The organism is Pseudomonas sp. TH34 (assembly GCF_016650865.1).
GTDB classification, from domain to species: Bacteria; Pseudomonadota; Gammaproteobacteria; order Pseudomonadales; family Pseudomonadaceae; genus Aquipseudomonas; species Aquipseudomonas yamanorum.
On the sequence record NZ_JAEKFB010000001.1, the window covers coordinates 43,890 to 57,675 of the forward strand.

Here is a 13,786-nt window from a genome sequence, read left to right on the forward strand (position 1 = left end):
GGCCGCTTATGGTTCCGCTCTTACAGCGGCTCACTTTTGAAAAGCGCAAAAGTAAGCAAAACGCTCTTGCCCCACCACTCGGCTCCTCGCCTAGGCTCGGAGTGCCCTCACTCCGGCTTTGGACCGTGGGCCGCCGCGATGGGCCATCCTTGGCCCAGCGCGGCTAACCCGGCGTCCTGCCGGGTTACCCACGCTCCAAAGCCTGCGTTCGGCCAGCGTGGTTTAACGGGGCGCCTAAGATCAAAATCAAGATCAAAAGCCAGAGCACAGCGGCCTACAGGCCGGCTTGAGTGTGGTGAAGCAAAAGCACAAGCCAAATCAAAAGCGGGCACGGTCAATGTGGGAGCTGGCTTGCCTGCGATGGCATCAACTGGGTGTACCCGGTGCACCGAGGTGTCTGCATCGCAGGCAAGCCAGCTCCCACAGAAAAGCAGAGCTACATCCGCTTCAGATTTGGCTTTCGCTCTGGATCTTGCCTTTGCTTTCAACACTCAAGCCGGCCGGGAGGCCGCTGTGCTCTTGATCTGCTTTTGATCTTGATCTGGCTGCCCCATTCAGCCCGAGGCCGAACGCAGGCAGTGCGGAGCGGGTAAACCGGCAGGACGCCGGTTTAGCCGCGCCGGGCCATGGATGGCCCGTCGCGGCGGCCCGCGGAGCAATGCCGGAGTGAGGGAACACCGAGCCTAAGCGAGGTGCCGACAGGCGGGGCAGAGCCCTTTGCTTACTTTGGGGCTTTTCCAAAGTGAGTCGCTGTAAGAGCGAAACCATAAGCCGCCGTTACCTAAACAACGGATATGTACGCAAACCAATGCGCCCTACAACCCCTCCAACTCCGCCATCAAATCACTCAACCGATCCACCTTCTCCGCACTGATCTCATTCGCCGCAAGCCCGTCGATATACCCCGCCAACTCCTCCACCGTGCTGCATTCGAACATCGCCCGCAACGGCACATCCCGCTGCAGTGTCTTCTGCACGCGCGAAGCAATCTGCGTGGCTAGCAACGAATGCCCGCCCAGCTCAAAGAAATTATCCTGCACACCCACGCGCTCAACTTTCAGCACCTCGGCCCAAATCCCGGCCAATGTCTGCTCCAGCTCATTACGCGGCGCCAGATAATCCTGGCTGTGCAACTGGCCAATCTCCAGCGCCGGCAAGGCCTTGCGATCCAGCTTGCCATTGGCATTCAGCGGCAAACGGTCGAGCCACAGCCAATGCAGCGGCACCATGTACTCCGGCAACTCGGCCCGCAGGCGTTGCTTGATCCGATCAAGGCGCTCGCCGGGATTCAACTGCGCATCCGCCGCCACCAGGTAACCCACCAGATGCTTGCCGTTGACGCCCTCCTGCACCCCAACCGCCGCATCCCGCACCTCCGGTTGTTCATGCAGGCGCGCTTCGATTTCACCCAACTCAATCCGGTAACCGCGAATCTTCACCTGATGGTCGATACGCCCGACGTACTCCAACACACCATCGCTGCGCCGACGCGCCAGGTCGCCGGTGCGATACAGGCGCTCCCCCGCCGCGCTAAACGGATTCGGCACAAACACCTGGGCGGTGCGCACCGGATCGCTGACATAACCACGGCCCACGCCGGTCCCCGCCACGCACAACTCGCCGACCGCACCTTGGGGCACCAACTCCAGCGCACCATCCAGCAAGTACAAACGGTTGTTGTCGGTCGGCGTACCAATCGGCAGATAAGTGCCGCGGGTCGACGCCAGGTCGACGCGGAAGAACGCCACGTCGTCCGAACATTCCGCCGGGCCATACGCGTTGACCAGGCCAATCTCCGGATAGCGCAACAACCACTGGTGCGCCAGCTCCGGCGGCATCGCTTCGCCGGTCGGCAGCATCCACCGCAAGCCATCCAGGCTCATGCGATCCTGGGCAAGCATGCCCTGGATCAGCGACGGCACGCTTTCCAACACGGTAATGCCCTGGGCCTGGACGTGAGCGAGCAAGCCTTGCGGATCATGGGCAATCGCATTCGGCACAATATCCACCCGTGCACCGAACAGCGGCGCGGCGAGGAACTGCCACACCGAGATATCGAAACTTTGCGAGGCGGTTTGGGCGATCACATCATTCTCGGTCAGGTGCAGATAAGGCACCTTGCTCAACTGGTTATTGAGCATGCCACGCTGCTCCACCATCACGCCCTTGGGCAAGCCGGTAGAGCCGGAGGTGTAGATCACGTAGGCAAGGTTGTCCGGCGCGCTGTAGATCCCGGGGTTTTCCTCAGACTCGGCCAAAGCGTCCCAAACCAGTAACTTCGGCCGACCGGAGCAGGCGAACTCTTCCAGCAGCAACTGGGCCTGTTCGCGACACGCTTCGGTGCACACCAGCAGCGGCGTGCGGCTCAGGTCGATAATCCGGCTCAAGCGCTGCGTCGGCAGCCCCGGGTCCAACGGCAAATAACCGGCTCCGGCCTTGAAGCTGCCGATGATCATGCCCAGCAAATCCAGATTACGTTCGGCCAGCAACGCCACCGGTTGATCCGGCCCGACACCGGCTGCGATCAATGCATGGCCCAGGCGGTTGCTGCGCCGGTTCAGTTCGGCATAGCTCCATTGTTGATCCAGGCAACTGGCGGCAATCCGCTGTGGATGCTGCTGGACCTGGGCTTCGAACAGCTCAACGTAGCTGCGCTCCAGCGGGTACGCCTGTTCGCTCTGGTTGCAGCCTTCCACCAGGAACTCACGCTCCTGCTCGCCAATCAGCGGCAAGTCGGCCATGTCGCCATGGAAGCCCTGTACCAGCGCCAGCAGCAGGCGCTTGAATTCGCCGAGCATGCCTTGCACGGTGGTTTCATCGAAATAGCGCTGGTCGTAGGACAGGTGCAGGCCCAGGTCATCGCCCGGATAGCACACGGCAGTCAGCGGGAAGTTGGTGTGGGTCCGCCCGGAATCCGAGGTGGCATTCAGGCTTTGCGCGCGGTCCAGCACCGAGACTTCCACCGGGGCGTTTTCGAACACAAACAGGCTGTCGAACAGCGGCTGGCCCTTGGGCAGTTCGCTGTTTTCCTGGATGGTCACCAGCGGCAGGTACTCGTACTCGCGCAACTGCATATTGCTGTCGAGCAGGCCGCTCAACCATTGGCGCACGCTGCACTGCTGATCGTCCTCCGGCAGCTTGACCCGCAAGGCGATGCTGTTGATAAACAGCCCGACGGTGCGCTGCATCTCGGGCATTTCCACCGGGCGCCCGGCCACGGTGACGCCGAACAGCACGTCGCGATCGCCACTCAAGCGTCGTAGCACCAGGGCCCACGCTGCCTGGGCGAAGGTGTTCACCGTCAGTTGATGGGCCTGGGCCAGCTCGCGCAATTGCGCGCCGTCGCGCACATCCAAGCGGGTGTAGCAGTTGCCCACCACCATGCCGCCGCTATGGCCGGCGTGTTCCCGCAGGAACGGCCGGTCACTCGGAATCGGCGTGGTGCGCTCAAACCCTTGCAGGTTCTGCTGCCACCACTGGCGCGCCTCGGCGAGGTTCTGGCGTTGCAGCCAGGCGATGTAGTCACGATAACGCGGTGGCGTCGCCAACTGCGCGTCGCGGCCTTCGCCGAGGGCCGTGTAGATGTCGAAGAAATCGTTCATCAACAGCGAGCGGCACCAGGCATCGATCAGGATGTGGTGGTTGCTCATCATGAACCAGTAGCGGGCTTCGCCCACGCGGATCAGTCGCAGGTGGAACGGCGCCTGGTTGAGCAGATCGAAGCCGGCCTCACGCTCGCTTTTCAGCAACGCTTGCAGACGCGGTTCCTGTTCGCTTTCCGGCTCCTGGCTCCAGTCGAGGTACTCGATCGGCGTGCTGCCGGGCTTGTGGATAACCTGCAGCATGTCTTCGCCGACGTTCCAGCAGAACGAGGCGCGCAAGGCTTCGTGACGGGCAATCACTGCCTTCCAGGCCTGGGCGAAACGCTCGGGGTCCAGGGCGCTGTTGATGCGGTAGCGGTCCTGCATGTAATACAGGCCGGTGCCCGGTTCCAGCAGGGTGTGCAGCAGCAAGCCTTCCTGCATCGGGGTCAGCGGGTACACGTCTTCGATGGCATTGGCCGGCACCGGCAGCGCGTCGAGTTGCCCTTGGGTGAGGTGCGCCAGCGGGAAGTCCGACGGTGTGAGACCGCCCGCGTCTTCCTTGAGGCAATGCTCGATCAGGCTTTGCAGTTCCGCCAGGTAAGTGTCCGCCAGTTCAGCGATGGTCTGGCTGTCGTGACGTTCGCGGCTGAAGGTCCAGCGCAGCACCAATTCACCGCCGTACACCTGGCTGTCGACGCTCAGCTCGTTGGGCAGCGGCGCGTCCGGGTCATGGGCGATCCCGGCGGACTCGTCCAGCGGGTGAAAGAGTGCGTCAGCGCCAAAGCTCTGGTCGAACTGGCCGAGGTAGTTGAAGGTGATACTGGCGCTCGGCAACGCGGCCATGGTCTGGCGGCACAGGTCGTCAGCCAGGTAGCGCAGCACGCCGTAACCCAACCCTTTGTGGGGCACGCCGCGCAGTTGTTCCTTGATCGCCTTGATCGAGGCGCCCTGCCCGGCGGCTTCTTCGATATGCAACGGGGTCAGGCGCAACGGGTAGGCGCTGGTGAACCAGCCGACGCTGCGGGTCAGGTCGATCTCGTCGAACAGGGTTTCGCGGCCGTGGCCTTCGAGCTGGATCAGTGCCGATTCATGGCCACTCCAGCGGCACAACACACGGGCCAGGGCGGTCAGCAGCAAGTCATTGACCTGGGTGCGGTAAGCACTCGGCGCCTGTTGCAACAGCTGGCGGGTACGCTCGGCATCCAGGCGCACGCTGACGGTATCGGCATCGCGATTGCGCAGCGAACCTTGCGGGCGATCCACCGGTAGTTCAACGCCAGGACCGGCCAACTGTTGCTGCCACACGTCCAGTTCTTCACGCAGGGATTCGCTGCCGGCATAGGCCTGCAAGCGTGCTGCCCAGTCGCGTAACGCGCTGGTCTTGGCCGGCAGGCTGACGGGTTGGCCGTCGCTCAACTGGCGATACACGGTCTGCAAATCTTCCAGCAATACGCGCCAGGAAACGCCGTCCACCACCAGGTGATGGATCGCGATCAGCAGCCGGCGCTGGCCTTGCGGGCCGTCCACCAGCAGCGCGCGCAACAGCGGGCCGTGGGCGAGGTTGAGGCTGCGTTGAGTGTCGGTGAACAGCGCGATGCACTGCTCCATATCCGCCACCTGGGCTTGCAACAGCAGGCCACCTTGCGGCACTGCCAGGTGTTCGGCGTGCCATTGGGCGTCGCGCTGGGTGAAGCTCAGGCGCAGGGCGTCGTGGTGTTCCAGCACTGCCAGCAACGCTTGTTCCAGGCGATGGGGTTCGAGGGCCTGAACCGGCTCCAACAGCAGCGCCTGGTTCCAGTGTTGGCGCTCGGGGATGTCGGTGTCGAAGAACCAGTGCTGGATCGGGGTCAGCCCGGATGCGCCGGTCAGCACGCCTTGTTCGGCGATAACCTGCTCGGTGCGGGTCGCCACGGCGGCCAGGGTCTGCACGGTCTGGTGCTGGAACAAGTCACGTGGGCTGAAATGAATCCCCGCCTGACGCGCGCGGCTGACCACCTGGATCGACAGAATCGAGTCGCCGCCCATCTCAAAGAAGTTATCGTCGAGGCCCACCTGCTGCACGTTCAGTACCGCACACCAGATCGCCGCCAGGGTTTGCTCCAGTTCGTTGCGCGGCGCCACGTATTGCTGACGATTCGCCTCGGGATCCGGCTGCGGCAAGGCGCGGCGGTCGAGTTTGCCGTTGGCGGTCAGCGGCATGCTGTCGAGGACGATCAGGTGCGCGGGCACCATGTAGTCCGGCAGCTGCGCTTTCAAATGCGCCTTGAGGGATTCACGCAGTGCACCGTGTTCTTCGTCGCTGACCAGGTAGGCCACCAACTGTTTGCCGCTCGGGGAATCCAGCGCCAACACCACTGCCTCACGCACCGCCTCGTGTTCCAGCAGGCGGGTTTCAATTTCCCCCAGCTCGATGCGGAACCCGCGAATCTTCACTTGATGGTCAATACGGCCAAGGTACTCCACCAGGCCATCGGCACGCTGGCGCACCAGGTCGCCGGTGCGATACAGACGACCGCCGTTCGTGACAAACGGATCCGCGACAAACCGCTCCGCCGTCATCCCCGGACGCTGGTGATAACCCTGGGCCAGGCCGGCACCGCCGACGTACAACTCACCCGTCGCGCCTTGCGGCACCAGCGCCAGATCCGCATCCAGAATGTAGGCCACACGTGCGCCGATGATGCTGCCGATCGGCACGCTGCCAGCGCCCTCCTCCAGTGTTTCCGGGGCAAGACTGGCGAGTGGCATCACCACGGTTTCAGTCGGGCCATAGGCGTTGAAAAACAGCGCCGGCTTGAATGCCGCGCGAATACGCTGCAAGTGCTCGCCGGTCAGGGCTTCACCGCCGGTGATGCACATGCGCACCGGCAAGGTCTGGTGTTGCGTGGCCAGCCATTGCGCCAACTGGCTGCCGTAGCTCGGGGTGAAACCGAGGATGTTGATGCGGTGCTGACGAATCAGCCCACAGATTTCTTCCGCATCCCATTGGCCCTGGGCCCGCAACACCACCTGGGCACCACTGAGCAACGGCACCAGCAAGCGTTCGGTGGCGGCGTCGAAGTTGATGGAATAGAAGTGCAGCTCGCAGTCATCCGGGCGCATGCCGAAGCGTTCGATCACCGCCTGGCAATGCATGGCGATTTCACCGTGGGACACCACCACGCCCTTGGGCTTGCCGGTGGAGCCGGAGGTGTAGATCAGATAGGCCTGGTGTTGCGGCAGGCTGATGAAAGGCAATTCGCTGGCCGGGTAGCTGGCCAGGGTTGGCAGGTCATCTTCCAGGCACCAGCGACCGACGCTGGCGGGCAGCTCGCCCAGCGCGTCGAACATCGCAGCGTCGCTGAGCAACAGGCCGATGCCACTGTCTTCGATCATGTAGTGCAGGCGGTCCAGCGGGTATTCCGGGTCCAGCGGCACATAGGCGCCGCCGGCCTTGAGGATCGCCAGCAGGCCGATCACCATTTCCAGCGAACGCGGCAGCGCCAGGCCAACCCGCACCTGCGGGCCCACGCCGCGCTCGCGGAGCATCCAGGCCAGGCGATTGGCACGGCTGTCGAGTTCGCTGTAGCTCAGGGTCTGCCCGGCGAAGGTCAACGCCGGGGCATCCGGGCGGGCCAGGGCCTGCTCGCTGAACAGGTGATGGATGCACTGGTCGAGGCGATGCTCGCCGGCTTCAATGCCGAGGCTGTCTTGCAGGGCGCGCTGTTCGCCAGCCTCCAGCAACGGCAGCTCACTCAGGCGCTGTTGCGGATCGGCAAGCAAGGCTTCCAGCAGGTTTTGCCAATGGGCGGCCATGCGCGCAATGCGCGGCTCATCGAACAGGTCGGTGCTGTAGGTCAGGCAGCAACCCAGGCGATGGTCGAGGTCGGTGACTTCCAGGTTGAGGTCGAACTTGGTGGCGCGGGCATCGTTGGCCAGGTACTCAACGGTCATCCCGGCCAGAGTGCGGCTTTGCTGGAACTCCCAGCGCTGCACGTTGCACATCACCTGGAACAGCGGGTTGTACGCGGCGCTGCGGGGCGGTTGCAGGGCTTCTACCAAGTGGTCGAACGGCAGGTCCTGATGGGACTGGCCTTCGATCACGGTGTGGCGCACCTGGTCGAACAATTCGCCGACGCTCATCTGCCCGTTGAGCTGGCAGCGCAGCACCTGGGTGTTGAGGAACGCGCCGATCAGCCCTTCGCTTTCCGGACGAATCCGGTTGGCCACTGGCGCACCGATACGCAGGTCGGTCTGGCCGCTGTAGCGGTAGAGCAATACCGCGAGGGTGGCGGTCATGGTCATGAACAGGGTCAGACCACGCTCGGCGTTGAAGGCCCGCACGCGGGCGGCAAGATCATCGCTCAAATCGAAACGGTACAGCTCGCCCTGGTGACTTTGCACCGGCGGCCGCGGACGGTCGCCCGGCAGTTCCAGCAGCGGGTGTTCCGTGCCCAATTGCGCGGTCCAGTAATCCAGTTGGCGCTGGCGCTCGCCGGACTCCAGCCACTGGCGCTGCCACACGCTGTAGTCGAGGTACTGCACCGGCAGCGGCGCCAGCGGCGATTCGCGGTCGTCGATAAAGGCTTCGTACAACGCACTGAGTTCACGGGCAAAAATGTCCATGGCCCAGCCTTCGGTGACGATATGGTGCAGGGTCAGCACCAGGTAATGTTCCTGCTCGCCGGCCTTGACCAGGCAGGCGCGCAGCAGTGGACCGGTCTCCAGATTGAACGGCGTGTGGGCTTCATGATCGGCCAGTTGCTGCACACGCTGTTGCCGCTCGGCCTCACTGAACGCCGAGAAATCCTGCCAATCCATGCGCACGCCGGTTTGCGCTGCAACCTTCTGCTGCGCCACGCCATTGATGCTCGGGAACGTGGTGCGCAGGGTTTCGTGACGCATGATCAAGGCCTGCAACGCCGCCTCGAAACGCCCCACGTCCAGCACCCCACGAAAGCGCGCCATGCCGCCGACGTTATACGCTGGGCTGTCGGGCTCCATCTGCCAGAGGAACCACATGCGCTGTTGGGAATAGGACAGCGGCACCGGTTGGCTACGGTCGACCTTGCCGATCGCCAGCTGTTGGTTACGCTGGCCGGAGGCCTGGATCAGACGGACCTGCTCGGCGAAAGCCCCCAACTCGCTGGCTTCGAACAATGTGCGCAACGGCAGCTCGACATCGCAAGCCTGACGGGTGCGGGAGATGATTTGCGTGGCCAGCAGCGAATGGCCGCCGAGGGCGAAGAAGTCGTCCCGCAGGCCGATACGTGGCAGGGCCAGGACCTCGCGCCAGATCGCGGCGATTTGCTGCTCCAGCGCTGTTTCAGGTTCGACGTGTTCACGCACTTGCCACACCGGTTCCGGCAAGGCACGGCGATCCAGTTTGCCGCTGGGGCTCAGGGGCATCGCGTCCAGGCGCATCAATTGCGCCGGGACCATGTACTCCGGCAGCTCAGCGGCCAGGGCGGTTTTGACGTCCTGCTCATCCAGCGGTTCGTTGGCGGTGTAGTAACCGATCAACTGCGCACCGGCGGCCGTTTCCCGCACCAGCACCACCGCTTGGGCGATGCCATCAAGGGCCAACAGACGCGCTTCGATTTCTTCAGGCTCGACACGGAAGCCCCGCAGTTTGACCTGCTGATCAAGGCGCCCGAGGTATTCCAGCACACCGTCGGCGCTCCAGCGCACGCGGTCACCGGTGCGATACAGGCGCGCGCCCGCCTCGCCCAATGGGTCGGCGACAAACCGTTCAGCGGTCAGCCCCGCCCGCCCGAGGTAACCCCGGGCCAGGCCGATACCGCCGATGCACAGCTCACCCGGCACACCCGCCGGCAGTGGGTTGAACTGATCATCCAGCACCCGGCAAATCACATTGCCCAGCGGCCGGCCAATCGGCGAACGTTCTCCATCCTCCGCCTGGCACTGCCAGTGCGTCACGTTGATCGCGGTTTCAGTCGGGCCGTAGCGGTTGTGCAACTGCACTGCCGGCAACTGCGCCAACACCCGGTTGCGCAACTCGGCAGGCAGCGCTTCACCGCCGGAGAACAGGCGACGCAGGCTGGTGCATTCGGCGGCCAACGGTTCGTCGACAAACAGCTGCAACAGCGGCGGCACAAAGTGCAGCGTGGTCACGCCGTGTTCCTGCACCAGCTGGGCAATGCGATGGGGGTCGCGGTGCTCGCCGGGGCCCGCCAGTACCAGGCGGCAACCGGTGATCAGCGGCCAGAAACACTCCCACACCGACACGTCGAAACTGATGGGCGCCTTTTGCATCAACACATCGGTTTCATCAAGCGTGTAGGTGGCTTGCATCCACTGCAAACGCTCGGCCAGCGCTGCATGGGTGTTGCCCACACCTTTGGGCTGGCCGGTAGAGCCGGAGGTGTAGATCACGTAGGCGAGGTTGTCGCCGTTCAGGTGCAGGCCCGGCGCATGGGTCGGCCAACTGTCGAGCTTGAGGCTGTCCATGGCGATGACGCAGACGCCTTCAGCCGTGGGCAGTTGCTCCAGCAGCGAAGTCTGGGTCAGCAGCAGTTGCACGCCGCTGTCCTTGAGCATGTAGGCCAGGCGTTCTGCCGGGTAATCCGGATCCAGCGGTACATAGGCACCGCCGGCCTTGATGATTGCCAGCAGGCCGATCAGCAGTTGCGGCGAACGCTCGGCGGCGATGGCCACGCACACGTCCGGGCCGACGCCCTTGTCCCGCAGGTAATGAGCCAGGCGGTTGGCCTGGGTGTGCAGTTGGGCGAAGGTCAGGCTGCCGTCCTGCCACACCAGCGCGGTGCGTTCCGAAACCTGTTGGTTGAGTTGTTCCGGCAGCCAGCTCTGCGCCGGTGTGCAAGGCGCGGCACTCCACTGGCGTTGTTGGGTGTGTTCGTCGGCGTGCAGCAGCTTCAGGTCACCGATGGCCTGTTGCGGTTGCTCGCAAATGGCTTGCAGCAGGTTGATGAAGTGTTCGGTCAACCGCTCGATGGTGGCGGCGTCGAACAGTTCGTCGGCGTAGTCGAAGGACAGGCTCAGGCGGCCGTTGCGGTCTTCTTCAGTGTGCAGTTGCAGGTCGAACTTGGCTTCGCGGCTATGCCACGCCAACTCGTCGGCGAGCAGGCCCGGCAAGCGGCGCAAGGCACTGAGGTCGCGTTGCTGGTGGTTGAACATCACCTGGAACAGGCCCTGCTCCCGGGCTCGCGGGAAGGCTTCCAGCAGTTGCTCGAAGGGCAGGTCCTGATGGGCCTGGGCGCCAAAGGCAGCAGTTCGCGTTGCAGCGAGCAGATCGGCAAATGGCAGGCGTGCATCCAGTTCAGCGCGCAGTACGAGGGTGTTGATAAAGAACCCGATCAGGCCTTGGGTTTCCTGACGTGGACGATTCGCGTTGGGCACGCCGATGCGGATATCGCGCTGGCCGCTGTAGCGATAGAGCAGGCTTTGGAATGCCGCGAGCAGCAGCATGAACGGGGTGGATTCGTGGGTTTGGGCGGTCTTGCGAATGGCTTCGCTGAGGCTCGCGGTCACACGCACGCTGTGGCGTGAAGCACTGCGAATATGCTGCGCCGAGCGCGGGTGATCGGTGGCCAGGCTCAGGGTTGGGTGGTCGTCACCCAGTTGTTGTTTCCAGTAAGCCAGTTGCCGCTGGCCCTCGCCCTCGGCCAGCCACTGGCGCTGCCAGCTGCCGTAGTCAGCGTATTGCAGGGCCAGCGCCGGCAACTCCAGGGTCTGGCCTTGGGACGCTGCGGCGTACAGGCGGGAGAATTCGTCGATCAACACGTTGAGCGACCAGCCGTCCGCGATGATGTGGTGCATCGTCACCAGCAGTTGGTGGTCTTCGTCCTCCAGGCGCACCAGCGTCACCCACAGCAGTGGGCCTTTCTCCAGGTCGAACTGGGTGCGGGCTTCATCTTCGCGGATCTGGTTGGCCCGGGCTTCGCGCTCGGCGGTGGGCAGGTCGCTGAGGTCGATGACTTGCAGCTCGAAATCAGCCTGGACGTCGACCCGCTGGAAGCCTTGGCCATCGCGTTCAAAGAAGCGCGTGCGCAGTGACTCGTGGCGCTGGATCAGTTGCTGGAAGCTTGCGCGCACCGCGTCTTCATCCAGCTCGCCGCGCAAACGCAGGGCGCCGGGGATCGTGTAGGCGCTGCTTTGCGGGTCCAACTGCCAGGTGATCCACAGGCGGTTCTGCGCGAGGGATTGCGGCAGGTCTTCCTGGCGCGACAGCGCATGGATCGCGCCTTGGGCCACGCCGCCGTCCTGCTGCAATTGCGCGACGCTGGTGGCGAAGGCAGCCAGGGTGGGCGCTTCGAACAACAGGCGCAGGTTCAATTCCAGGCCGAGGGTTTCCCGCAGGCGAGCGACGACCTGGGTGGCGCTGATGGAGTTGCCCCCCAGCAGAAAGAAGTGATCGTCGGCGGCGACCTGTGCCACCTGCAATTGCTCGCACCAGATCGCGGCAATCTGACTTTGCAGTTCGGATTGCAGGGCAGCATCGCCGACCTGCGCTGGCACACCGGGGAACTGCGCATAACTGTCGAGGCTGCCATCTGCCAACCGCGTGCGACAGGCCGAACGCTGCACCTTGCCGCTGGAAGTTTTCGGCAAGCCACCGGGGTTGAGCAATACCACCACGCTAGGCGCTTCCTGGCAGGCCTCGGCCACTGCTTGGCGAATCGCCTTGATCAGCGCTTCAGGCGGCAGGATTTTCTGCACGCTGCGGCTGATTTCGGCGGCGATGCCGATACCTTCCAGGCCCTGGTCATTCACCGCGAACGCCGCGACCCGCCCCTTGCGCACCACTTCCACTTCGCGCTCGATGGCTTGCTCGATGTCCTGGGGATACAGGTTATGACCCCTCACGATCAGCAGGTCTTTCAGACGGCCAGTGATGAACACTTCACCTTCGCGGATAAACCCGAGGTCGCCGGTCCGCAGCCAGGTACGGCCTTCGTGCTGGACGAAGGTCTTGGCGGTGGCTTCAGGATTGCGCCAGTAGCCGTGGGCGATGCTCGGGCCAGTGGCCCAGATTTCACCGACGGCATTGTCGGGGAGCGTCGCCAGGGTGGCGGGGTCGGCAATCAGCACTGCGTGTTCGGGCTGGCTGGTGCCGCAACTCATGATCGCCGCACCCTGCCCGGGCTCGGCGCGGTTGGCGGCCAAAGCCTGTTCGTCCAGGCGCAGGGCCGGGATGCCCTGGCCACGGGTGCCGCCGGCAACGAACAAGGTGGCTTCCGCCAAGCCATAGGATGCGAAGAAGTTATTCGAGGTAAAACCGCAAGCGGCGAACTTCTCGGCAAAGCGTTCCAGGGTGTCGAGGCGGATCGGTTCTGAGCCGGAATACGCCACGCGCCACTTGCTCAGGTCCAGGCGATCCAATGCCGACTCGCTGACCCGCTCGCTGCACAAGCGGTAGGCGAAGTCCGGGCCGCCGCTGATGGTGCCGCCGTACTCGCTGATCGCTTCAAGCCAGCGCAGGGGCCGACCGAGGAAGTAAGCAGGCGACATCAACACGCACGGCACGCCACTGAAGATCGGTTGCAGCAGCCCGCCGATCAGCCCCATGTCGTGGTACAGCGGCAGCCAACTGACGATCACGTCGTCGGGGTTCAGGTCGATGCCGAAGCCCCGGCGGATCAGCAGCTCGTTGGCCACCAGGTTGCCGTGGGTGACTTGCACGCCCTTGGGCAACGCGGTGGAACCGGAGGTGTATTGCAGGAAGGCGATGTCATCGTCTTGCAAGTTGGGCGCGACCCAATGGCTCGCGATTTCGGCACTGAGGCTGTCGACGCACAGTAACTGCGGTGCACCTTCGAGTTGCAGCAACGAATCCCCGAGGCTGGAGGTAGTCAGCAGCAACCGCGGCTCGGCGTCCGCGATGATCGACAGCAGGCGCTCCTGATGATGACGGCGGGTAGACTCCGGCGGGTAAGCCGGTACTGCGATGACACCGGCATACAGGCAACCAAAGAACGCCGCGACATAATCCGGCCCACTGGGGAACAGCAGCACCGCGCGGGCGCCCAGGTTTGCGCTGGCCTGCAAGGCCGCGGCGATGGTACGGGCGCGCAGGTCGAGGTCGCGGTAACTGAGGACGACACTCTGCTCGGCCGTCTCGGCGAGGAAACGCAACGCCAGTTGATCCGGGGTTTGCGCGGCGCGGCGTTGAAGGGACTGGACCAGGGTGCGGGGAAGTTCGAAGGCGTCCATCATGGGGTTCCTGCCTGAAATCGGCTAAC

General features: G+C 63.9%; 1 protein-coding gene. It reads right to left on the reverse strand.

All coding sequences use genetic code 11. From position 1 onward, the window contains the following. Positions 1–815: 815 nt before the first annotated feature. Positions 816–13,760, reverse strand: a complete 12,945-nt coding sequence (locus tag JFU58_RS00235) for a non-ribosomal peptide synthetase (protein ID WP_201139660.1) — start codon at positions 13,758–13,760, stop codon at positions 816–818. Positions 13,761–13,786: the final 26 nt, after the last annotated feature.